The sequence below is a fragment of the Colwellia sp. BRX10-9 genome (assembly GCF_014077405.1).
GTDB lineage: Bacteria > Pseudomonadota > Gammaproteobacteria > Enterobacterales > Alteromonadaceae > Colwellia_A.
The window spans coordinates 46,204-71,702 of sequence record NZ_JACGVV010000025.1 but is presented as its reverse complement, the minus strand read 5'-3'; the positions used below and the strand labels follow the sequence as shown (position 1 = coordinate 71,702).

Genomic DNA, 25,499 nt, shown 5'->3' with positions numbered 1-25,499 from the left:
AAGAGATGAAGATGAAAATGAAAGATAAAGAGATGAAAATGAAAGAAAAAGATTATGATAACGAACATAATCATTAATTAACCAAAATAGTCACTTAGCATATGTTAGGTGACTTTTTGCTTAAAGGGACATATATGCAAATTATTAAATTATTATTACTGCTTGCCTTATTAGGTATAGGTGCCGCGGCTACTGTGATGTATTCGGGTTTGGTTGATGTTGCGGCTGATGAGCCTCATAGTGATTTGGTCTACTGGTTTTTAGAAGAAACCAGAGAAAACGCTATTAAAAATGCAGCTCAAGATATTGTAGTGCCTGATTTAAGTGATCCAGAATTGTTATTAACGGGTGGTTCTGACTACGAATTTATGTGTTCGAGTTGCCATTTAAAGCCTGAACAGAGTGAGAGTGACATGAGCTTAGGGTTATACCCAGCACCACCTAATTTAAATATTGCTGCTAAAAGTCATATAGGTAAAGAACACGGCGATGGCGCACAAAGCGATCGTAAAAATTTTTGGGTGATCAAACATGGTATTAAAGCGTCTGGCATGCCTTCTTGGGGTAAAACTCACGACGATGAACGTATCTGGGCAATGGTTGCTTTTATAAAACGATTACCAACTTTGACACCAGAGCAATACCAAATACTTACCGCGATAGATTAATGTCTAATTAAATTTAAAGACAAAGGGATAAGTGATGATAATAGTTTTAAGGAGTATTAACAGGACACCCAATCTAGTTTTAATAGGACGCCCAATCTAAATTGATCCTCCCTACCGATGCACTACACTGAAAGAGTATTAACAGGACACCCAATCTAGTTTTAATAGGACGCCCAATCTAAATTGATCCTCCCTACCGATGCACTACACTGAAATAACCAAGCGACATAATCACAGGTGATTTATGGCTACGCCAAGGAAACAACAAATCAGTTTAATAGATACCCCTTATTATCATTGTGTTTCGCGTTGTGTTCGACGCGCTTTTTTATGTGGCGAAGATGCCTTGTCAGGCCAAAGCTTTGATCACCGCAGAGAGTGGGTAGAAGAGAAGTTACACTTTCTTATCGAGGTCTTTGCGATTGACGTGTGTGCCTATACCGTAATGAGTAATCATTATCATGTTGTGCTATTTATTGATGAGGAAAAAGCAAAGCAATGGAGCATGAGTGATGTGCTTGAGCGTTGGCACCGCTTACACAAAGGCACGTTACTCACACAGCAATACTGTCGTGGCGAAGCGTTAGCGAAACCGTTACTGGATATCGTTAAAGAAACATCTGAGGTCTATCGAAAACGGCTGATGAAAATCAGTTGGTTTATGGGCTACATTAACGAAGGTATTGCCAGAGCAGCTAATCAAGAAGACAACTGTACTGGTCGATTTTGGGAAGGACGATTTAAATCTCAAGCATTATTAGATGAAGCAGCACTTGTTGCTTGTATGGCCTATGTTGATTTAAACCCCATTCGCGCCAATATAGCCAAAACGCCCGAAAGCTCAACGCACACCAGCGTCAAGCTACGCTGTGAGCAAGCAAAAAAAAAATCAACAACCCAATGCGTTACTCCCTTTTGTTGGTCACCCAATAAAAAAAATGGTTAAGGGCTTAACATTTGAGCTTACTGATTACCTACAATTAATTGAGTTAACCGGACGTTGTATCAGAGAGGATAAATACGGTTTCATCGAAGACAGCCAACCCAATATACTCAGTCGATTAAACATATCAGCTAAAAACTGGCTAATCATTACCACCCAATTTAGCAAACAGTTTCATGGTGCGGTTGGTCACGAAGATGCCTTAAGTGATTACTGCGAACACCAAAAGTTAAAGTGAAGACAAAACTTAAGTCATTGCAATAAACTCTTTGCTTAAATTAACTACACTCATTCAAAACAGCTATAAATCTAACCAGTCTATCCTGGAGGATGGCACTTGTTAATAAATGAGTATTTTAGGTGTTAATTGACTGAAAATGAGTTTTTGCACCATCGTATATTATCAAAAGCCCTTTTTAATGATAACGACTGACAGTATATTGAAATATCGATGTGATGTTGTTAGATTTGATTTAAATTGAGTGTCTGCTTTAGTCACTTTAAAATAGCTTACATTATAAACAGGGTCGTACTTTCAAGAATGGCTTGAGCTTTAGTAAAGTCTGTTGAAAGGTTGTCTAAAGTTGATATCGGTAATAGTTCATTAGTGACTTATTTAAGGTAGAAAAGGCGAGGGCAGAGTTCGTACTCATATGTTAAACACCGATACTATAAAGAGAGCCTGTAACAAAATCTGTTACAGGCTCTATAAAGATAATAACTGCCATGCACGACAATATCTTTATTTATGGCGCCATAACTTTAATTTTTCAAGCACCAACATTGGCTCGATTGGTTTGGTTAAATAATCATCCATACCCGCTTCTATACATTTTTCTTTGTCACCTTGCATCGCATTAGCTGTCATTGCAATAATAGGTATTGCCGTGTTTTCTACTCCAGCCTCACCTGCTCTAATTCTCTTTGTTGCTTCATAACCGTCCATTTCTGGCATTTGGCAATCCATGATCACAACCGTATAGGGTTTAATAACGGTCGCTTCTTTTAATCGATTTAAGGCGTCAACACCATTAGTCGCTAAATCTGCGGTTAAGCCGATTTTTTTTAAGACAGCTAGCGCTACCATTTGGTTTACTCGGTTATCTTCAACAAGTAGCACATGCATTTCTCTAGGCCAGTGACCTTTCATTGCACCGATATTAGGCTTTTTTATTGCTTCTAGGTCGATACTGTTATGCGCCGTTATTAATGTATCGGTATTATTTTTAATTACCGCTAAAGCATTAAATAAATTGTCGGTTGTTGCTGGTTTAGGAAAATAAGTACTACTACCCAAGTCTGCAAAGTGTTTAGCGTCGTGTTTTTCATCGATTGAGGTCATCATCACTAGTGCCATTGGGTCATAGCTTTTATTCGCTCGAATTATTTTAGTTAATGCTTCTCCATTCATCGTTGGCATTTCCATGTCCACTAATGCCAGATCAAATATCTTTGAATTTGATGAAGAAAAACACTCATCACAATGAAATAAAGCTTCCTTAGCACTTTTAGCTTCAGTGACGTTTATCCCCCAACACTCTAATTGTCTGCGTAACACCTCACGGCTAGTTCTGTTATCATCGACAATTAAAATATTTAACCTTAAGCCTGCTATCGGTGGCACTACTGGGGTCGATAATTCACTTTCTTGTACTAAACAAGATACTTTAAAACAGCTGCCATGGCCTATCTTACTTGATACCGTTACATCACCATTAAGTAGCTTACATAATTTTTTTGTTATACTTAACCCTAACCCGGTACCGCCATATTTTCTGGTTGTGGAAGCGTCAACTTGGCTAAATGAGCCAAACAATAAAAATATTTTTTCTGCTGGAATACCAATGCCAGTATCTTGAATTTCACAACTAAATATAAAGTGATGATCTTTTTCGGCAGGTTCGAGTTTAGCTTTAATAACTATCTGACCTTGATCGGTAAATTTTATGGCATTACTTAAAATATTGGTGAGGATTTGTCGTATTCGTCCCGGATCTGATTTAATGAAAGAGCAGGGAATACCTGTTAAATCGAGTATTATTTCAACGCCTTTTCTTTGCGCGGCAAGTGAAATAGATTCAGCAAGCTCTGCCACTAAATTACGTAAATTAAAATCTATATACTCAAGTTCTATTTTACCCGCTTCAATCTTTGAAAGATCAAGAATATCATTAATAAGTGTCAATAATGCATGGGCACTGGTATTGGCTATGCTTACGTTTTGGGCTTGTTCTTTCGTTAGGTCACTATCCATGAGTAACCCCAGCATGCCTAAAACCCCGTTCATTGGTGTTCTTATTTCGTGACTCATATTAGCTAAAAATTCTGATTTAAGTTGTGTTGCTTCTTCAGATTTTTTTAATGCTGTAATTAAATCTTTAGCCTGCGTCTTTAGCGAAGCTGTTTTCTCAGTCACTTGCTCTTCAAGTGTTAAAACAAATTGCTTTTGTCTGTCTATTTCTGTCTGCTGTAAACGCGTTCTTAAATAAATGGTAATAAATACGACCATTAAGGTTAATAATACATATAAACTGTATGCCCACCAGGTTTTCCAAGGCGGTGGTGATATATACAAGTTGATCGACAGTAATTTCTTCCCCCACTCACCACTGCTATTTGTCGCTTTGACAAGCAGTTTATATGTACCTCCATCTAGATTAGTAAATGAAGCAATATTTCTATTACCGACTTCAATCCAATTATCATCATAGCCTTCAAGTTTATAAGCATATTTGTTTTTGTTAGGTGAAATAAAATCTAAAACAGAGAACTCAAAAGAGAAAAAGTAGTCATGATAAGTCAGTTCAATATCAGTGACATAAGAATAAGGTCTATCAAGCTTTATCGGCTGACCCATTTTATTAAAACCGGTTAAAACAATATTGAATTCGTCATTGGTTGTTTCTATATCTAAAGCACTAAAATACTCGATGCCGCGTTGGCTACTGGTGAAAAATGTCTCATTTGCACCTTTTACTAGGCTATTTGGATAATAATTCATTCCTAATAAGCCATTATAGCTGTCAAAATTAGTCACTTCTCCTGATAAAGGGTCTAATCTTGAGATCCCCTTATTGGTCGTCAGCCATAAATGACCACTTTTATCATCAGCAATTGCACGGATTAAAGAGGTCGGTAATCCATTGTTTTTATCAAAATGTTTAAAGGTTTTTGTTTCTGGAAGATATAAGTTGAGTCCTTTTTGCGTAGCAATCCAAACGTTGCCATTTCCACTTTGATGGATATCCTGTACGATATTTCCTAATAAACTATCAGATTTTTTTTTATTACTTTGAAATGAAATGAACTTTTGTTCGTCTGCTTGCCAAAGATTTACACCGTTACCGGTTCCAACCCACATATTTTGTTTACTATCTTTAAATATTTTTAAAACTTCGGGATGAGATAATCCCAAAGATTCATTTAAATGAGTAAAGGTTTTAGTCGAAGGGTTATAGCGATAGACACCATTTTTATAAGTGCCAATCCAAAGGTACCCATATTGGTCCATGTTAAGGGCTCGTAACTCTCTGAACTCTTTATGGTTTGGATCTGTTTTAGGGTAGGTTAATAACTCAAGGTGTTGAGTGTCTAAGTTGAATTTAGCTAAACCTTCATCTTGTGCAACCCATAGACTGTTATTATCATCAAGAAATATAATTGGATTTTCTAATAGTCTATTAGCGCCATAGCCATTCTCATCACTAAAGATCGGTGCTGATAATGTGGCTAGTTTTTGTGATGATACCTGCCACTTATATAACTGCGATGACGAAGATACAATGACAAGATCACCATTAGCATCTGTTGCTATTCCATTTGGAGCGGTCAGTTCAGGGCTATTAATCGATTTAAATTTACGATGTGGTACTAACTTATATATGCCGTGAGTCTCGCTAGTGACCCAGATGGTTCTAGAGCTATCTTCGAAAATTATTCTCAGACCCTTATTATTGCCAAGGTCAAATTGTTCAATCTGAGGACCTGTGTTTGATTGTCGAAACAAGCCTTTGCTGGTGACAAACCAGACATAACCCTCTTGGTCTTCAATCATAGAATTCACTTGATCTAAATATTGATTATCAAGTGTTTTTAATCGTGTAAAAAGACCATTTTCTTTATCGAAGGAAAATGGACCTTGTTGAGTACCTACATAAAGCTTGTCTTTTGACGTTTTTAAAATACTGCGTATTTCATTTGCGCCTGTTGGTGTTTTATTTTCTGGAGCAGGGAAAAAATGAGAAAAGGTTTGCTTAGTTTTGTCATATAAATTTAAACCATAGCTAGTTGCAACCCAGAGACTATTGCTATTGTTGTTTTCAATATCCCATATTCTATTATGAGATAAACTTGATGGTGAATCATCAGTTTTTGTAATATGTTCAAAGCTATTATTACCTAGATATCGACTAAGCCCTTTATCATATGAACCTAACCAAATATTGTCCTCTTGGTCATGAAATAAGGATTGAATTCGATTAGATGAAATAGAAGCAAGGCGAAGCGGATCATGAATGAAATTACTAAAGCTTCCTGTTTTTGGTTCATATAGGCTAGCGCCTCCTCCCCAAGTGCCAATCCATATATTTCCGGTGTGGTCCAACATCAGGTTTCCAGCATCATTATGCGATAAACCGTTTGAACTCATACTATCAAATTGAAACAGGGTTGTTTTTCGACCATCATAGCGCATAACGCCATTTTCAGCGGTACCAAACCAAAGTAAGCCTTGATTATCCTGAATAATTGAATATATCTCAGAAGAAATAAAGCCATCTTCCTCGGTCAGCACTTTAACCGAGTATTCATTAATGAGCTTTGAAGTCGATTCATTACTATAAGCTGGAGCAATCGTTCCAATAAATAGGAAAAAAAAGCAGATAACGTGATTAACAAGCGATAAATTATATTTCATAAATATTAAGATTATCAAATCCAAGTAAGGTCAACAAAAAGTACAAAAAATCTTATTTAATTTAATAGGTTATATCCTTGCTAAAAGCGGATAAACCTAATTAAGGCACAAGCTTAGTTTTATTTACTCATGCATCGCCCCTGCAATGTAAGCCAAAAGCTTATCATCTAGTATGCTACTTTAGCTGTAATATTTATATAAAATTTTTGTCAATATTTAGTTGATTAAATAAAACTAAAGGCTGGTTGGGTCTTTTACTTAGGTTACCCAAGTGTATCATTTTATTTTAGGGGAAAAGTTTTAGGCCCAGGAAGTATTCACTTTTGTCTACTAAACGTTAACGGAGACTTTAGTAATACAATGATATTTATAATACTAAGGTCTACAGTGCATATTGTTTGATAATCATGTATTAATATAGTTATTAAAGACAAATTATCTATCTTTTATGTCTAATATCAATAAGGTAATATTATAGTGAGTCGTCATATGGAAAATAAATTACAGAAATCAGTGCTTGTTTCATTAGTCATTACCATAATAATCACTTTAATTACGTATGCTAGCCACAAAGCTTTTTCATCAGTATTGCTCGCTTCACTGAGTGTAGCAGTCGTTAGTTTTTTTGCTGTGTTTTTCGGTGTAAGTCGCTGCTATAAAAATATAAATAAAAACGAAACAAAAAAGCAACGTGATAATTTAACAACAGAATCTCTTGCCAATATTGGTCAATCTATCGGTAATACCGCCAGTGAGTTAGCGATTAATTCTGCAGAGGTCAGTTTCTTTTTAAACCAATTGGCCCAAGCGATAGAAATATCAAGTGAAGATGTCGACCGATTAGCGACTGCAGCGGAAGAAATGTCGGCTAACAGTAAGCAAATAAACGAAAATTCCTCATTAGCCTCAGAGCAAGCGAGTCTAGCAATGACCGCTAGCAGCTCAAGTTCAGCAAAGTTAAGCCACAACATTGATACCGTCAATGAGCTTCATCATGCGGTTAGTACCGCCACAAAAAAAATTGAATCACTGGCCAGCAAAACACAGCAAATACAGAGTATTACTGATGTAATAGATGGCATATCAAGCCAAACAAACTTACTGGCTTTAAATGCGGCGATAGAAGCTGCTCGCGCAGGCGAACAAGGTCGCGGTTTTGCTGTTGTTGCCGATGAAGTCAGAGCGCTGGCAGGAAAAACTGCTGATGCTACTCGAAAAATAGGTGACATGCTTAAACAAATTAGTGACGAAACAACTGAAACAACCCAAGTAATAGCGGAAATTGTTGAAAAAACTGATAGTGTTGTCGTCACCATGACTGATTTATCACAAGGTTTCAAAGACATTGATCAGCTTATGGCTGATTCATCGGGCGCGAGTGATCAAATAAGTCACGCTTTAAAAGAACAAGATTTAGCCGCTAATGAAATTTCAACCGCTATTATAAATTTACATGACTTTTTAGTGGATAAAAGCCACGAAACGAAGTCTGTATCAAAACAAGCGACAACATTATCCAATGGCACCGAATCGATATTTGTACATATCTCTAATTTTTCTAGTGATACTCTAATAAGTAATATGTGTAATCAGGCGCAGTATACAGCCAGTAAAATTGGTCAGTTATTTGAAAAAAGCATTAAAAACAATGAGATAACAGAGCTACAGTTATTTGATTTTAATTATAAACCTTTGGGACTTACCGAGCCGAAAAAATTTACCACCAGTTTTGATAAATTCACAGACCAACATTTACCTGCTATTCAAGAGCCTTTATTAGTAGAATTCTCTAACATGATTTATGCAGGCGCTGTTGATATTAATGGTTATTTTCCTACGCATAACAAATGTTTTTCAAAGCCGCTAACCGGTAATCAGGCAATAGATGCTATTAATAATCGCACTAAACGTTTATTTAATGACCCTACAGGTATTCGCTGTGGAAAACACACAGATAAATTTTTATTACAAACCTATAAACGCGATACAGGGGAAATAATGCATGATGTTTCCGCACCCATTTTTGTTAATGGCAAACATTGGGGAGGTTTTAGAATTGGCTTTAAAGCAGGTTAATATAGTAAGTCTTATAAATAAAGGAGCAGGTCTTTATTTACCACTGCCTGCCTGATCTGAGTTGAAATAATATTGACCCGCAACAACCTAGATTAACCCTTAAATTTTATCTAGATAAAATAAACAATTGTATTTACCGAAATCGGCGAAAAGCCCCACCGCTTGCGGTGAGGGATGGATAGCCGAGATTGCATAGCAATCTAATGCGGCCTATCTTGCTGCTCGATGTATTGCTTAAGAATCTCTATCGGCGCTCCGCCGACAGAGCATGCATAATAACCAGAGCTCCAAAGTGCATTCTTCCTCCAAGCTACCTGATTTAACTGCGGAAACCACAACTTCATCTCTCGACCTGTAATACTTTTTAAAACATTAACTAATCGTGAAATTGAAATAGAAGGCAGGTAAGAGATAATCATGTGAACATGATCTGACTCCCCATTAAACTCAACCAATTCTGACTTTAGTTTTAAACATTCTCTTTTTATTATAAAGTCCATTTTATATAACATCTCGCTCGTAAACTTCCGCTCACGATATTTAGTAACAAATATAATGTGAGCTTGAATTAAATACGAAGAATGAGCGCTCTTTTTATATTTCATACAGACACTTATTGACACTGGTAATTTATACAGTATAGTCGTCATTATGAGTTTAACCAGTGTTTCGAAATTTAATATCGGTCAGACAACACCTTTGCAAACAGAGTTGCGAAGAGAGTCAGCTCGCCTTTGGAACGATATGGTTAAACTGCACAAATTCATCCGAAAACGCCGATGGAAGTGGCCTTTTAGAGGTGATTTTGAAAAGCACTTTAAAAGTAAGTACCGACTTCATAGCCAGACAAACCAGGCGCTTATTAAAAAGTTCTTTGCTAACATCGAAACAACCTCAGAGAATCGAAAAGCTGGCGATAAAAAAGCTCGTTATCCGTACCGTGACAGGAAGCACTTCCAGGTAGTAATGTACAAGGCTTCGGCGATAAAAAGAAAAGGTAACCGCGTCATTCTTTCAAACGGACTTGGAGTTAAAAAACTCATCGTTCGCATTCCAAAAGATATACCCATTGGTAAAATCACAGGGGCGGAGCTTAGTTTTCGGGAGCTTAGGCTCACGATAAAGCAAGATATCAAAACCATTAAGTCAGCTGGCAGCAACGTAGTTGCTGCTGACTTAGGTGTAATTCATCTTGCAGCGATGACCGATGGCGAAACGTCGGAGATCATAGTTGGTCGCGGTCTTCGCTCGTTAATTCAGTATAGAAACAAGAAGCTCGCTGAATTCTCAAGACTGCTTTCAAAATGCAAGAAAGGGTCTAGACGGAGCCGAAAATTGCGAGTATCAAAAGCTAAAATGCTGTTCAGAAATGACAATCAGCAGCGCAATCTTCTCCATCATGCATCCAAGCAAATGATTGATTATTGCGTGAAACAACAAGCAGGTATGCTTGTTGTGGGCGATTGCATCAATATGAGTAAGAACGCTCGAAAAAAGAAGAAAGGCTCAAGACGTTCAAATCAAATGAACAGCAACAATCCCCTTGGGCAGCTACTCACCTATCTTAAATACAAAGGTAAATTCCAAGGTGTAGAGCTTGATAAAATAGGAGAGCAGTACACCACTCAGACTTGCCCGAAATGCGGTCATAGACACAAACCTTCGGGGCGCAATTACCAGTGTAAAAATCCAGAATGTGATTTCATTGGAGTGCGGGATTTGGTCGGTTCGGCCAACATTAAAAATAAATTCGAGAACGGTAGAATAGAAAAAGGATACCTTCTCCCGCCACTTGTGGCAAAGTATCGCAGACCTGTAAAAGTCCCTGTAATAAGGCTGAACTGCGTAGTCCATCTGACAGATGGCATGTTGCTTGATAACACCCTTGATGCGGCTCAGGCACTTTCGAGTGCAGGTGGTAAAACACCGTCTGAGCTATTTCACGTGGCCTGATCAAGAATCCTCACCGCTTGCGTTGCAGGAGCTGTCAAGATGCCTTATCCATAGAGCTAATGAATGTTTAGATTTAACTAGTTTTGAACGAGATAATGTCTAAGCGAAGGTTGCATAGCCATTACTCTCTACTTTTAGCTACTTTCGAATATGTTCAGCCTAAGAGAAGAAGCGTTTAGTCTGTATTTTTCAATCAAAAGTTAGCCGTTAAAATTAATATCACCTTAAATCAGCGCAAAGCATCAGGTAAGCATTGCTGTTAATCTCCTCGGTTTGTCTAAAACTAACGTTAATGAATACTCCATAGTGGATGCTTTTTTTATTATTGTTAACCTTGTCAACATCTAGTATTTACTTAATTAATCGTTAAATCTATCACATGTCGTTTTTAATAAAGGGCGACGATATCGTTTTCTTTGAAGTATTTTTTATTGGAAATTAAAGTCAGCTTATCTGCACTATCTTTAACGAAGTCACATTCTACCTCCTTAGAAAAACAGCCGGAATCTAACGATATTAAACATTAAATAGTAGGGGGGCACGCTAAGAAATTGAGTGGTTATAAGGTAATTATTGACTGAAAATAGAAAGCAACATAATATTTATTTTATTCAATAAACGTGAATAACCTTTAATAGGTTCTGCTCAAAGTGATTAATTGCGAAGAACATCGTTGTAAATTATCAATAGCTGCTATTGTGACGAGAATAGTTTTTAGCGATGATAGTCACAAGTCCAAACACAATAACCGTCAGTTTTGATTTTTTAGATTAATCTTATCGATTGATTTTAGCGGAGATTTTTTATCTCTCTTTATAATGTTTTAGCAAGGAACCCCTATGATTTCTATCAACCTTAATGGCCGCGAACAATTATTTGATGTCGAAGACGATATGCCATTGCTTTGGTTGATCCGTGAAGAAGCCGGTCTTCGCGGCACTAAGTTTGGCTGTGGTATAGCACAATGTGGTGCTTGCACGGTTCATGTTGACAATCAGGCCGTTCGCTCTTGTATGTATCCGGCGGTTGCAGCCCAAGGTAAGCAAGTGAATACAGTTGAAACTTTAGGCTCAAAAGAGGCTCCGCACGCTTTACAGGCTGCTTGGATTAAACACCAAGTTCCTCAGTGTGGCTATTGTCAGTCAGGAATGATGATGGCAGCAGCGGCATTATTAGCGAGTACTCCTAATCCAAGTTCTGACGATATCGATACTGCAATGACCAATATCTGTCGATGCGGAACTTACAGTCGAGTTAAAGCTGCCATTCTTGATGTAGCAAAGGAGATGTCTTTATGAGTCTTACTCGTCGGATGTTCGTTTTTGGTGGTGCAGCGATTGGCGGCGGATTAGCGCTAGGGGTTATTGGTTTAGGAACACATTTGGCCATGCATGATCGCCTTGGTGTGCAGCGAGATGGCAACACCAGAGATACCTTGCTCAACTTGTGGCTTCGTATTAACAAAGACAATACCGTTACACTACTTTCTCCGCATACCGAACTTGGTCAAGGTGCCGGTACTGGTTTAACCCAAATAGTGGCCGATGAACTTGACTTGAATTGGCCGCAAATCAAATTAGAGCTTGCGCCTGCGACCACTGCATTTTCCAATGGTGGCGTTTTTGAAGGCTTTGTTAGTGAAATGATTGGTAAGCCACCAGTCTGGGCAGAGCATATTGCTAGTAATGCTTTCAACCGTCTAGCCGACTTACTTAATATGCAAATGACTGGGGGTAGCGCCTCTATTCGTTTTACTGGCTGGCAAGTTATGCGTGAAGCAGCCGCAGCTGCACGTCAAATGCTGATTAACGCAGCCATCGATAAATACGGCGCAAGTACTAATACGACTACCGATGCTGGATATGTTGTTGATGGCGACAACCGCTGGAGTTATGGCGAACTGGTTGAGCATGCGGCAACTTTAGACGTTCCTGAAAACTACACACTTCGTGCAAAAGGTGATCGTAAGTTTATTGGTAAGGCAATGCCTCGTCATGATTTACCCGACAAAATATTTCTTGAAACACAATACGGTATCGATCACCATGTGGAAGGGATGCGCTATGCAGCTATTGCACACAGCGGTGTCTTTGGCGCTAATGTCGCCACTATTGATAACTTAGCTGAAATTACCTCGATGCGGGGTGTGCTGGGTGTTGAAAATATGGGGCTATCCGTTGCTGTTATCGCTAATAATCCTTGGCGAGCAGAGCAAGCGATAAAAGCCTTAAAAATTACGGCAGCATCCCATAAAAATAGTGATTTAAGTTCAGCAAGTATTGAAAACTTTCAACGTGAGAGTTTACAAGGAGAATTAAGTGATGCCCACAATATTGGCGATGTAGCGTCTGTGTTAGGCGGTAGCGGTGAAACAGTTGAAGCTGAATTTTGGGTGCCTTATTTAGCACATGCTACTATGGAACCGATGAATGCGAGCGCTTGGCTAGAAGGCGATAAGCTTCATGTTGCTGCGGGTGTGCAAAATCCACTTTACGCTCGTGTTCATGCGGCAAAAGTCGCTAATATGGACGTAGAAGATGTTGTTTTTCATGCTCATTCAATGGGAGGAGGCTTTGGTCGTCGTGTCGGTTTTAGCATGAGTGAAGACAATCCAATAATGTGGATTGATGAAGTCGTCACTTTAGTAAAAAAATACAAGTTTCCTATTAAACTCACTTGGTCACGTGAGGCAGACACGAGACAAGATGTTTATCGACCGGCAGTTCTGGCAAAATTTTCAGCACAGCTTGACGAAAACGCTAAACCACGTTACTGGCTATCGGCAAGCTATGGCAGCGAAGGTGGTGCGCCAGCCTCTATGCCACCTTATAATGTTGATAATATTAAGGTGCAGTTTGCTAATCATCCTTCTCCTGTGCCTATTGGTTTTTGGCGTAGTGTCGAAAATAGCCAACATGCATTTTTCAACGAGAGTTTCATTGATATATTGGCTGAAAAAGCACAGGTTGACCCCATTAAATATCGATTAGCATTGCTCGATAATAACGACGATCATGCAAAATGCTTAAAGGAAGTGGCGCAGCTGTGTAATTGGCAATACGGTGTTAGCTCTGACGGTAAAGCGATGGGCGTTGCGGTACAAAAAAGTTTTGGCACTATGGTTGCTACCGTTGCTGAAGTTTCACTGCAAAATAACCAAGCGCGTGTTCATCGTGTTTGGATAGTGACTGACAGTGGCGTGGTGGTCAACCCAGACTCAGCAATCGCTCAAGTTGAAGGTGGTGTGCTCTTTGGACTAACGGCGGCACTTTATGGGCGTTGTGATATTGAAAGTGGTGGTGTTAAACAAAGCAATTTTCATGATTACCCTATTATTAAAATGGCTGAAGCGCCGATTGTTCAGGTGAAATTGCTTGAAAGTACTAATGAACCCGGTGGTTTGGGTGAGGTTGGCGTACCGACTATTGCCCCAGCAGTTGCAAATGCATTGGCGGTCTTAGGTAAAAGACCAATGCGTTTACCGATTAATGCTTAATATGATAGCCAAAGTATAATGACCTTAATTAAAAACCAGCCTTGTGGCTGGTTTTTAATTAAGAATGGCGCTTAGCAAAAATACTTAACAGAAGAACATTAATAATAAGTGTCTGTGCTTAGTTTATTTAAGGATAAACTCACGCTTAATAATATCTGAGCTCTCGCACCTTGCCCCAAAATACCCGATAAGAAAAGGCGGTATAACTAAATATAACCGGTACCACAATGAAGGTTCCCCATAAGAGAAAACTCAAAGATTCAGGTGCTGCGGCTGTTTCCCAAATAGTCAGCTTGTTAGGCACTATGTACGGAAAAAAACTAAAGGCTAAACCAAAAAAACATAGAGTGAAGATAATCACTGCCGCGACAAAAGGTCGCCAACAGCCTTTGTCATTTATTTTAGGTAGTTGCTTTAGTTGTATTAAGCTAAAAATAAATAACGCAAAGCAAATAGCGGGTAAGGTTAATATCAATAAAGTGTTTGGCCAAGCAAACCATTTTTCATAGACACCTGGGTTAATTAATGGATTAACAAAGGAGACAGCTATAATACCAAGGAAACAAATTAGTCCTGATTTTTTTGCCCAAGCTACCGCTTGTATTTGTAGTTCACCTTCAGTTTTCATAATTAACCAACAAGCACCTATATAGCTATAAGCGGCCGCAACACCAAAGGCACTCAGTAAACTAAAACAATAAGCGGCTACAGTGCTTTCAAAGCCCATAACATACATACCTAACATGTAACCTTGGCTTAAAGCAGCGAGTAACGAGCCTATTTTAAAGACTTTATTCCACGTAGGCTTATGACCAAAGGCCGCCTTAGCACGAAAATCAAAAGCTACACCACGAAGCACTAAACTAATTAATAATACCGCGGTGGGTAAATAGAGCTCTTTAAATATATAACTGTGCGCCGCAGGAAAGGCTATCAACAATAAACCAATCGCTAAGACTAGCCAAGTTTCGTTAGCGTCCCAAAAAGGGCCTATTGAAGCTATCATCGTATCTGCATTATCTGTTTGATCGAGCGGTAGCATAATGCCAACACCTAAATCGTAGCCATCTAAAATGGCATAAAGTAAGATTGAAAGACCCATTAATGAGACAAAAATTAGCGCTAAGGTATTTTCTTCAAACATAACTTATCCCTCGATTGATTTACTAGGTGTGTGAATAATAGGTTTTACTTGTTCATCGATACTGAATTCTTCAAGTTCAATCGCTCGTCCTGCCATCGTAAATAGGGTGTGTAGGTAGGCAACCATAATGACAACATATAAAGTCAAATAAAGTGTAAGTGTAATTCCTACATTTGCTGGTGCTATATCTGTCGCTGCATCTTTTACCGTTAAAATCCCTGTCACTAGCCAAGGTTGTCGGCCAATCTCAGTGACATACCAGCCCGCTAATGTGGCGACCCAACCCGAGAAGCTCATCGCAACCAGTACTTTTAATAGCCAAGGGGGCAATTGTTTTTTACGCCACAATTGAAAACGACTAAACCAAGCGACAATAAACATGAAGAGACCTAAAGCCACCATGATTCTAAAAGCAAAGAACACCGGCGCAACAGGGGGATGGTTACCTTCAAATTCGTTTAGCCCCTTTATTTCGCCATCAAAATCGTGTGTCAAAATAAAGCTGGCCATTTTAGGAACGGCTATTTCAAAATGATTGGTTTTTTGCTCTTCATCAGGAAGTGCAAATAACAACAGCGGTGCTCCTTTTTCGGTATGCCAAATACCTTCCATGGCAGCAATTTTTTGTGGTTGATGTTCTAAGGTATTTAACCCATGCATATCACCTAACAATATCTGTACTGGTGCCAGCACCGCAGCGACTGTTAACGCTATTTTTAGCGTTAATTGTGGCGCTTTTTTGTTATCACCCTTGAGTAGGCGATAGGCACTTATACCCGCAACTAAAAATGCTGCCGTTAAACCAGAGGCAACCAGCATATGAGACAATTTGTAAGGGAATGATGGGTTGAAAATAATAGCAAACCAGTCAACGGGGAATGCGACACCATCGCGCATCTCATGACCTTGAGGCGTTTGCATCCAAGAGTTAAGTGCTAGGATCCAAAATGACGATAAACTGGTACCAAAAGCGACAATTAACGTTGATAATGTATGTACTCGAGCCGAAACTCGATTCATACCAAATAACATAATGCCTAAAAAACCAGCCTCTAGAAAGAAAGCAGTGAGTACTTCATAACCCAATAATGGTCCCGCTATATTACCGACTGTTTCCATAAATTTTGGCCAGTTAGTGCCAAATTGAAACGACATAGTAATACCGGTAACCACACCTATTGCGAAGGTAAGGGCAAAAATTTTGACCCAAAAACGGTAGGCCCGCATCCAGATAGGATCATTGGTTTGGTCAAAGCGTAATTTGAAATAAAACAAAAACCAGCTCAGTGCGATGGTTATTGTTGGAAACAGGATATGAAAGCTAATATTAGCGGCAAACTGGATGCGTGAAAGCATTAAGGTTTCTAACATGATTTACTCCATAAACCCTAGAAAACACGAGTATCATCAACGGGTTTAACGTTTAAAGTGACAATTTTTTATAACATTAATGTGCTAGCTTTAAAAAAGTCAAAGTGACAATTTAGTTTTTATTTAAAAGTTTATCTTTTATATCAATAACTTTACTGACACCGGCACCAAGTTTCATTAATGTATTAAGTTTTTCTGGGCTCATGCTTTGTAGTTCTGCCGCCCAATGGGTAATCGTTTCAAGTAGGTCATGCATCTCATGCATTTTTTGCTGTGCATATTGTTCTTGAGGGTTAGCGGGTTCATCTAAAAGATTATCGCGTAATAGTGACAGGGTAGGGTCAACCTCACGTTTGCGACGTTCTTCAAAGACACGTATTGCCATTTCCCAAATAGACCCAGCCGGTGAGTAATATTCTTTGCGATCTTTGGGTTTATGTTGTACTTGAACTAAGCGCCAAGACTGTAATTCTTTAATACCCATACTGACATTACCGCGAGAAATGTTGAGGGCTTCTGATATTTGTAGCGCAGTGAGTGAATCATTGTGAATAATTAATAAACCATACATTTGACCTACGGTGCGGTTAAAGCCCCAGCGACTGCCCATTTCACCACAGTGCATAACGAACGATTCGATTTTAGCTGTCATAATCATAATTAAGTCTTCTGAACTTTCAGTAATTTCTGAAAGTTTAAACCTTTGTTGATTTAGATCAAGTGTTATTTTGAATATTATGGCTTTTTTTTGATTATTGAGTGAGGTACTCAGCTCGTGATAAAGCAAGGTGTTGTTAAGTGAGGTACCGACAGAAAAATGGGGAAAGTATCAATAAAAACTAGCTTTGGTAGCGACAGACATTTATGAATAAATGCGGCGCAAAAGCACCGCAGTTATTAACTTTTATGGCGATGTGGTTTTAATTGCTTATTTATACTTAGCTTGTAAGTAATCAAATACGGCGCGAATACCAAAAGCTTCACCGCCAAGGGGGCGCCCTGGTAAAGCTCTGATATTAAATGCCATCACGTCAAAGTGAACCCAATCAGTCTCTTTTTTAACAAACTCTTGTAGATATAATGCCGCGGTAATTGCACCACCAAAGGGTATTGCGGCGCAATTGGTCATATCAGCAATAGAGCTTTTCAGTAAATCACCGTATGGGCTATAAAGGGGCATACGCCAGACCGGATCGCTAATTTTGCTGCCCGCTTGGGTAATACCTGCAGCAACTTCATCGCTTGTTGAGAAAAATCCTGGTAATTCTGTGCCTAAAGCAACACGCATTGCGCCAGTTAGGGTTGCAAAATCAATAATTAAATCAGGCTGTTCGGTGTCAGCTTCTGTTAGAGCATCACACAATACTAAGCGACCTTCTGCATCAGTGTTGTGAATTTCAACGGTAATACCTGCGCGTGTAGTAATAACATCACCAGGTCTTATGGCATTGCTCGACACGGCATTTTCTACCGCAGGAATGAGTACTCGTAGATTAATTGGTAGGTTATGCGACATAATTAGTTGAGCTAATCCGAGGACATGTGCAGATCCGCCCATATCTTTTTTCATATTACGCATACCAGCAGCGGGTTTTAAGTCGAGACCTCCACTGTCAAAGCAAACGCCTTTACCCACTAACGTTACTTTTGGGTGATGGCTATTACCCCAAGTTAAGTCAATTAAACGAGGTGCATGCGCACTCGCGCGACCAACGGCATGTATGGTTGGGTAATTTTGTTCGACCAGCTCATCACCAATAATTTGCTGAACTTGGCCGTGATACCTATTAGCCAAGTTTTGCGCACAGTCACCAAGATCTATTGGCATCATATCAGCTGCTGGCGTATTGACTAAGTCACGTACTAAAGTCGTTGCCTCGGCATATTTAATGGCACTGTCGACTATGGTCTGATTATTAACGGCTAAGCAGGGAAGCGGGTCATTATTTTTGTTTTTTGTTACATAACGATCGAATTTATAGGCGCCCATTAGCCATGAAAAACAGATGGCTTGTTGCTGTTCATCTTTCGCATGTAACAAATACTGACCAGGAGGAAGTTGCTTAATTAATTCGCCACAGGCAAAGAAGTGATTGGCATCTTCAACAACAAATACTGCTAGCGACAACTCCCCTTGAGTATTAGGTAATAACGCTAAACCTTCAGCTTTATAATTAGTATTGGCTAACCATGCTTGGTTTTGCTGAGTTTGCTCGCTTAACCAGTCGTTATAGTTATTTTTGTTGATGATAAAAAGTGATGTACCTTTATCGTCGGCACGTAGTAACTGATTCATGAATTTCCTTAGGACGAATTGATTGGTTTTTATGTCTTGCTAGATTGTAACCTAAGCAAGATTAAGTTGAAGTGCTATCGGATGTTTCTGGCCTAATTATAAAGTAATTATTGCGAGCATAGATGTTTGTAAGTGAAATACCCACCGAACCCTTCTGCTTTCAAGGAGAAGAGCGTAGTTTTTGGGAAGGTCAACCAGCCTATGCATCGATGCCACCGTTCTTTCATGCAGAAAAAATTAATGAGCCAATGTTGATGCTCCACGGTAAAGAAGATCCAAATTCAGGTACTTTTCCAATGCAATCAGAACGAATGTTTGCTGCGCTAAAAGGACTTGGCGGTAATGCTCGCTTGGTGATGCTACCACATGAGCAACACGGTTATCGAGCCAGAGAGTCGTTGCTCCATATGCTGTGGGAACAATATTAATGGTTAGATATACATGTGAAAAACCCCACTAATAGCGCTACCCCTGAATAAAATTTATCAGGCGCTTTACCTATCAAATAATCGTTTAAGTAAAAGCCATGTCAACTGCTTATCAGTGAGCATGGCGAATTACTCACCGCAAAATAATGATATTTTAAATTTCAGCAAATCAATAATAAGTTAGCGAATAAGGTTATGTTCATTATGAAAATCTATATAACATAAACTAATGGCGCTCTATTGTTGTTTAATTTATAGGCTGCACCTATAGTTGGTTATTGAACTTAAATGGATTCAATTTGACTTAGCTAGGATAGCGCCTTTCCTTTTTTACTCGGCTGAATCTTCACGTTCGTAAAGTCTATTTAATTTAACATTGACGTCGATATTTGGAGAAAAAAATGAGCGATAAACCCGTCTTAATTTTAATGCATGGCATTGGAATGCACACCTCTGACTCTTTTAAAGAAGACGTTGTTGAGTCAATTAACAATGCATTGGAAAGGTATCCAAGTTATAAAAAACTAAAAATTGAAAATGAATTGATCATTCATAGTATTAGTTATGACCATCTATTTGAGAAGATCCGTAAGGAAATTTCAAGCAGCAGTAAAACAGTTGAACACTTCATTAAAACTCAGCTGGCGGGTGTTGATACGCCTGACTTAATGAATAAATTGATAGGTATTGATGCCAATCTGGGGAGTGATACCTTTGAAAATACTCATGCCTTAGATGTTATCCTATATTTGTCTATATTTGGTGAAAGCGTTAGGGGCTTTGTTATCAAAGAGTTAGTGAGTATATTTGGCCAACACAGTGCAGGTACGACTTATCATTTTTTAACGCATTCTCTTGGCACGTCAGTAATGCATGACTCATTAAATAAACTCTTTCCTGATGAAAAACCGCTCGGTCAACCGCAAATATCTACCTATTGGAGTTTCGCTAATGTTAGCGATTTAGTCACGTGGGCTTCTGGTTTAACTTCACCTTATCAATCTATTGTTAAACCTGGTGTTGGCGGAATAATGAATGAATTTTATAATATCTATCATGAGTGCGACCCTATTGCTTTTGATTTATTTAGACGCTTCGATCCTAAAAATAATGGTAGTTGGATAAGTGAATCAGCGTTTGATAATGCATATCGAAAAATTGTTACTAAAGAATTTAGTCGCAAGAATACCCATTCAATTAAAGGGTACATTGAAGATCCAAAAGTATCTTATCCTTTACTTTATACATTTTTAGATGACTTCGACCCCAGCTCTACTGAGCAAACACAAGCTAATAAGGCATTTAAACATTATCAAGGAGAGCTAAATAAAATTAAAAATTATCAACAAACAGGCGGCTTTACTGCTGACATTAAGGGATTAGTGGCAGCTATCACCGGTTTTATTAGATATTTCAAGGAGGATAAACAATGAAATATTTATTGGCGGCTATTTTACTTGCCTTGATATCTTTATCTTCTTTATCTTCTTTTTCTGAAGAGCTTATTTGTCAAAAACACGACGCTACAAAAGGGAAGGTTTTTATTAATATGTATGAGGGTGTTGATGATATTTCTCTGAAAATATGTAATAAACTTCTTGATGGCTCAGAAGTCGATCAAGCGATGAATGCTTGGTTTATTAATTGGAAGGAAAAACTTTCCTTGCATGTTAAACCGCTAGAAAAAATGGGTGTCGACAGCGATTTTATCATCAACAATGCTTATCAATCGTTAACCACATTGTCGTACCCTAAAAATATTAATGCCTCAAAAAGCACTAAGACAGGAAAATATCATCTAAAGTATAACAATGAAGAAATTGCAGTTTTAGATAATGCTGACTGTAAGGGGTATGGCCCAAAAAACTGTAAGATCCTCTTTGATAATTTGCATAAGGCAATTGTTGCTCCTTTTGAATCTTCTTATAAATATGCCAATTCAAAAGCAGGTATGAATATAGCTTTAAAGAACACTGCATGGTCAAATTATTTTGAAAATTCGCGTTCACAAACGTTTATAGATTTAGCCATTAATACTTGGTATTACCAAGATAAATTAAAAGAAAACCGTTTAGTTCCACCCCCCAATAAACAGTACTTTGCCTTACATCCTTCTATTATTATGCATTACAGTGTCGATGCTGAACATGGCGAACAGATGAAAGAAGCACTTGCTATAGAATGGGCGGGGATTAATTACTGGCAGTTAAAGATACCTTTGGGACTTTCAGTCGTCTCTACCTATGCAGATAGAGTTTCAGTTAAGTCGGTATCTCACGGGGTTATGTTTCACATAAACAATACTTATTCTTTTGGTTTAACGACTAACAGCGAGCAGCAGCATGGTGTTTTTGTTACTTTAGATTTACTGAAATTATTCGAAGATAAAAAGTCTAACTATAAAAACTATCTTAACAACATAAAAGATCTGTAAATTTTAGCCTAGATATTAACGACTTCTATTGGTAATGAAGTCGTTAGTAATATTTAGGATTAACTTATTATTAATAAGGCTGGAGATCAGATAATTTAGCAAAGTAAGTATAACACCCAGGCCGAAAACCCAACTAGATCTACTACTCAAGGCTGAAAGAGAGTCTGCATATTTAAAATGTTCTAATTTAAAATAGACTCGTGTCGCAGCCATAAGAAAGAACACAACACCAAGAAATGGACCTAAACGTTTAAACCAGGAAGACACGCTTTATCCTTAGTGCATTCATAAAGATAGCATGATAGTTTATTACATATTCGCTAACTTAAGCATAGATTAAGGTAGGGAATATCTAATACAAATAACGCTAGCTTTTAATGGTGTTGGCTCATTATAGTTTAAGGATCAGCGAATAAAATGTTAATCAGGCCTTGGTGGCGAAAACCGACCATTTCTTCAGACCCCATTGTTATAATCGGTGGTGGTGCAGGAGGTTTAGAGCTTGCCACTAAACTCGGCAAGTATTTTCGAAAAACCAAACAAAAAGTTATTTTAATCGACCAAAATAGAAAACATGTTTGGAAACCACTTTTACATGAAGTCGCTTCAGGCTCACTTGACGCAGATATAGATTGTGTTGATTATTTATCCCATGGTGCGCGTAATGGTTTTTTGTTTCAGCTAGGTGTAGTTGATGGACTCAACCGAGAATCGAAGCATGTACTTTTAAAACAATTAAATGATCAAGACGGTGCTTTAATATTTCCTGCTCGCCAGGTTAAATACTCATTATTGGTATTTGCGTTAGGGTCTGTAACGAATGACTTTAATACGCTGGGAGCAAAGGAGTACTGTACATTTCTTGATACTTGTGAAAATGCAGAGCGATTCCATACTGAGTTACTTAATGCTTTTTTACGACTTAAAGGGGACGATACGCGCAGCAGTCTCAATATTGCCATTATTGGTGGTGGTGCTACAGGCGTAGAGCTTGCTGCAGAAATAGTAAAAACCTCTGAATTACTGAGAAATTATGGATATGACCATTTATCAAAAAAGAGTCTAGATATTCACATTGTAGAAGCAGGGCCTCGGATCCTTGCTGCACTTCCTGAACGTATAGCGCAAAGTGCACAACAAGAACTAGAGGCGCTTGGTATCACCGTAAATACTAACACCGCGGTTACTGAAGTTACGCCCAACAGTGTAATAACAAAAGATGGCCGTGAAATCGCTAGCAGCATTACTGTTTGGGCGGCGGGCATAAAGGGACCTGATTTTATGCAAGCTATTGGCGGTTTGGAAAGCGCAAAGAACAATCAATTACTGGTTAATCCATTCCTGCAAACTCCCTTAGACACCGATATATTTGCCCTTGGCGACTGCGCCTCATGCACGACATTAAAAGGGATAAAAGTTCCCCCTAGGGCGCAAGCAGCGCATCAAATGGCATCGACTGTCTTTACCAATATTATTGCTAAATTAGCATTGAAACCCTTAGTCGCTTATGAATATATCGATTATGGTTCCTTGGTGTCATTATCATCTTATACGGCAGTAGGCAGCCTAATGGGAAACATTAATCAACGCAGTATGTTCATCGAAGGTAAGTTGGCAAGACTGGTTTATATTGGGTTATACCGCATGCACCAAGTGACACTTTTTGGTGTGCTTAAAACCTTACTCATAGTCCTTGTTGGTAGGGTTAATAGAGCGTTAAGGCCTAACCTGAAATTACATTAACTGGTGGGTGGTGAAGATGATTGATAAAGATTTTCAGTCTCTATAGGCTTTACACCTATTTATTACCGCCATACATCAAAAAAATAATATTATCCCATTGATCAATGGGGTTAAATAAGCAGATTAGAAATATAGTAGGATATTTAAAAAATGACTTCAGCTCAAAAATTTTACTGGCAAGTTTTAACCCTAGGTAACATCAGTAGCTTTATCTTACTTTATACTATTGCTGGTTGGTTCCCTGGTTTTTTGGTGTTTTTTACCCTGACCTATTCAATAGTAGGTGCATATGATCTTACCCTAAGTAAACATACCTTAAATAGACTGTATCCTGTTCTTGCTTACTTTCGTTACTTCTTTGAATCAATACGAACAGAAGTTCAACAGTATTTTATTGCAAATAACACCGAAGAAATGCCTTTTAATCGCGAACAAAGAGATCTGGTTTATCGACGTGCAAAGTCGGTAACAGACACCATTCCCTTTGGCACTCAACGAGATTTAATGCAAACTAACTATCAAAGTATATGGCACTCGCTAGCACCAAAAACAATAAAGGATGAATCTAAGCACGTTTCAGTTGGCGGGCGACAATGTTCAAAACCCTATAAAGCGTCAAGATTAAATATATCAGCAATGAGTTATGGCTCTTTAAGTGCAGAAGCTATTGAAGCAATGAATCTAGGCGCAGGTGCAGGTGGCTTTTATCATAATACTGGCGAAGGTGGTGTTAGCCCTTATCATTTAAAGCATGGTGGAGACTTGGTTTGGCAAATAGGTACGGGGCTTTTTGGCTGTCGAAATGAATATGGCCGTTTCAATCCTGTGATGTTTGCTAAAACGGCTCAATTAGCACAAGTAAAAATGATTGAAATAAAGTTGTCGCAGGGTGCTAAGCCTGGTCATGGTGGCGTACTTCCTAAAGCTAAGATAACAGATGAAATCGCGCAGATCAGAGGTGTTAGTAAAGAAGAAGATTGTGTTTCTCCGGCGATTAACCCTGAATGCAATAGCCCATTTGAATTACTGTCATTTGTTAGCCAACTTAGAGAGTTAAGTGGTGGCAAGCCCATTGGTATCAAACTTTGTGTTGGTAACCCCGCTGAATTTTTATGTCTTGGCAAAGCCATGTTGGAAAGTAACATATACCTTGATTTTATTACGGTTGATGGCGCAGAAGGAGGCACAGGCGCTGCACCCGTGGAATTTAGTAACAGACTTGGTATGACCTGCTTGGAAGGAACCTATTTTGTTCATCAGGCACTTGTTGGATTAGGACTACGTAAACAGATACGGGTGATTTCAGCCGGTAAAACAGCTTCGGGTTTTGACATGCTTAATAAGGTTGCCTTTGGTGCTGATATTGTTAACGCGGCCCGAACATTTATGATGTCATTGGGCTGTATTCAATCTAGGCAATGTGACACCAATATGTGCCCAACGGGGGTCGCCACACAAGATAAAAATCGCTCTAAAGCCATCGATATAGAAGTAAAAGGCAAACGTGTAACCTCATTTCATCATCACACCCTAAATAGCTTCTTTGAATTATTGGGAAGCATGGGACTAGATGATGTCTCGCAGTTAACTTACAACATGATAAAACGTAGAACACCAAACGGCATGTTAGAATCTAATACCCACACAGTACCTGAACTGACTGAGAGTCAGTTAACGCAAGAAAATATTACTGGGATGTGGTTAACATGGTGGAATCAAGCCTCTAGCGATACTTTTTATGTTAATGATATTGCGCCTTTGGTACCACCTGAATTAGCCGTTAAGCAAATTTCTTAATGATTACTTGAGCGTTGCGCAATACTATTTTATTGTTATCTCTGAGGTTGAGAACCGTTTAATTATCAATGAATATTGACCATTAAAGCTCTAATATCGTGGTTCATATTATGAGCCACGATATTAGGATAGAACGTCTGCTTCATTAATAAAATAGACGGTCGTATTGATAATTACCTTAATATTTTTAATGGTTAAAAGCGGCCAAAAGACTTTTAGTATTGATAAGTCAAAA

General features: G+C 38.5%; 15 protein-coding genes and 2 pseudogenes. 11 read left to right on the top strand and 6 right to left on the bottom strand.

Going from position 1 to position 25,499, the window contains the following annotated elements:
* Positions 1-134: 134 nt before the first annotated feature.
* Both H4J69_RS14215 and H4J69_RS14210 read left to right on the top strand, forming a co-directional pair.
* Positions 135-668, top strand: coding sequence for a cytochrome c (locus H4J69_RS14215; RefSeq protein ID WP_182216199.1), 534 nt, complete (start codon positions 135-137; stop codon positions 666-668).
* Between the two features lie 244 nt (positions 669-912).
* A pseudogene (locus H4J69_RS14210) lies at positions 913-1,849 on the top strand (transposase).
* A 504-nt stretch (positions 1,850-2,353) separates the two neighbouring features.
* Here H4J69_RS14210 and H4J69_RS14205 read toward each other — a convergent pair.
* Positions 2,354-6,526: a hybrid sensor histidine kinase/response regulator gene (locus H4J69_RS14205; protein WP_182216203.1), complete on the bottom strand. Its 4,173-nt coding sequence runs from the start codon at positions 6,524-6,526 to the stop codon at positions 2,354-2,356.
* A 477-nt stretch (positions 6,527-7,003) separates the two neighbouring features.
* Here H4J69_RS14205 and H4J69_RS14200 point away from each other — a divergent pair, with 477 nt between their 5' ends.
* The gene (locus H4J69_RS14200; protein ID WP_310733613.1) at positions 7,004-8,602 is read left to right on the top strand and encodes a methyl-accepting chemotaxis protein; all 1,599 of its coding nucleotides are present in this window, start codon (positions 7,004-7,006) and stop codon (positions 8,600-8,602) included.
* A gap of 200 nt (positions 8,603-8,802) precedes the next feature.
* Here the strand turns inward: H4J69_RS14200 and tnpA are convergent, their stop codons facing one another.
* Entirely contained in the window at positions 8,803-9,207 is a 405-nt protein-coding gene (gene tnpA, locus H4J69_RS14195) for an IS200/IS605 family transposase (RefSeq protein ID WP_182216207.1), read from the bottom strand.
* Between the two features lie 46 nt (positions 9,208-9,253).
* Between tnpA and H4J69_RS14190 the strand changes: the two genes are divergently transcribed.
* The 3 genes from H4J69_RS14190 to H4J69_RS14180 all read left to right on the top strand — a co-directional run bounded on the left by H4J69_RS14190 (position 9,254) and on the right by H4J69_RS14180 (position 14,051).
* Positions 9,254-10,555 carry an RNA-guided endonuclease TnpB family protein gene (locus H4J69_RS14190; protein WP_182216209.1) on the top strand — a complete coding sequence of 434 codons (1,302 nt, stop codon included), beginning with the start codon at positions 9,254-9,256 and terminating at the stop codon, positions 10,553-10,555.
* 839 nt (positions 10,556-11,394) lie between these two features.
* On the top strand, positions 11,395-11,853 hold the full coding sequence (locus H4J69_RS14185) for a (2Fe-2S)-binding protein (RefSeq protein WP_182216211.1): 459 nt from the start codon (positions 11,395-11,397) through the stop codon (positions 11,851-11,853).
* The gene (locus H4J69_RS14180) at positions 11,850-14,051 is read left to right on the top strand and encodes a xanthine dehydrogenase family protein molybdopterin-binding subunit (RefSeq protein WP_182244900.1); all 2,202 of its coding nucleotides are present in this window, start codon (positions 11,850-11,852) and stop codon (positions 14,049-14,051) included. The genes H4J69_RS14185 and H4J69_RS14180 overlap by 4 nt, the downstream gene beginning before the upstream one ends.
* A 145-nt stretch (positions 14,052-14,196) precedes the next feature.
* Here H4J69_RS14180 and H4J69_RS14175 read toward each other — a convergent pair whose 3' ends face one another.
* The 4 genes from H4J69_RS14175 to H4J69_RS14160 all read right to left on the bottom strand — a co-directional run bounded on the left by H4J69_RS14175 (position 14,197) and on the right by H4J69_RS14160 (position 18,862).
* Positions 14,197-15,195, bottom strand: a complete 999-nt coding sequence (locus tag H4J69_RS14175) for a cytochrome d ubiquinol oxidase subunit II (protein ID WP_182222583.1) — start codon at positions 15,193-15,195, stop codon at positions 14,197-14,199.
* Positions 15,196-15,198: 3 nt separating this feature from the next.
* Positions 15,199-16,566: a cytochrome ubiquinol oxidase subunit I gene (locus tag H4J69_RS14170; RefSeq protein WP_182244899.1), complete on the bottom strand. Its 1,368-nt coding sequence runs from the start codon at positions 16,564-16,566 to the stop codon at positions 15,199-15,201.
* A gap of 112 nt (positions 16,567-16,678) precedes the next feature.
* Positions 16,679-17,224, bottom strand: a complete 546-nt coding sequence (locus tag H4J69_RS14165; protein WP_182175603.1) for a GbsR/MarR family transcriptional regulator — start codon at positions 17,222-17,224, stop codon at positions 16,679-16,681.
* A 270-nt stretch (positions 17,225-17,494) separates the two neighbouring features.
* Complete coding sequence (locus H4J69_RS14160; protein ID WP_182216218.1) at positions 17,495-18,862, bottom strand: M17 family metallopeptidase; 1,368 nt, start codon at positions 18,860-18,862, stop codon at positions 17,495-17,497.
* A 149-nt stretch (positions 18,863-19,011) separates the two neighbouring features.
* On the opposite strand from H4J69_RS14160, the pseudogene H4J69_RS14155 reads away from it, so the two are divergent.
* From H4J69_RS14155 to H4J69_RS14135, 5 genes and pseudogenes are all read left to right on the top strand, one after another.
* A pseudogene (locus H4J69_RS14155) lies at positions 19,012-19,290 on the top strand (alpha/beta hydrolase family protein); the annotation flags it as partial.
* A 401-nt stretch (positions 19,291-19,691) separates the two neighbouring features.
* On the top strand, positions 19,692-20,723 hold the full coding sequence (locus H4J69_RS14150) for a hypothetical protein (protein ID WP_182216220.1): 1,032 nt from the start codon (positions 19,692-19,694) through the stop codon (positions 20,721-20,723).
* The gene (locus H4J69_RS14145; RefSeq protein ID WP_182216221.1) at positions 20,720-21,724 is read left to right on the top strand and encodes a hypothetical protein; all 1,005 of its coding nucleotides are present in this window, start codon (positions 20,720-20,722) and stop codon (positions 21,722-21,724) included. The genes H4J69_RS14150 and H4J69_RS14145 overlap by 4 nt, the downstream gene beginning before the upstream one ends.
* 417 nt (positions 21,725-22,141) lie before the next feature.
* A complete protein-coding gene (locus H4J69_RS14140; RefSeq protein WP_182222584.1) occupies positions 22,142-23,467 on the top strand; it encodes an NAD(P)/FAD-dependent oxidoreductase in 1,326 nt (441 codons plus the stop codon).
* Positions 23,468-23,617: 150 nt separating this feature from the next.
* The gene (locus tag H4J69_RS14135; RefSeq protein WP_182216225.1) at positions 23,618-25,264 is read left to right on the top strand and encodes an FMN-binding glutamate synthase family protein; all 1,647 of its coding nucleotides are present in this window, start codon (positions 23,618-23,620) and stop codon (positions 25,262-25,264) included.
* The last annotated feature ends 235 nt before the right edge of the window (positions 25,265-25,499 follow it).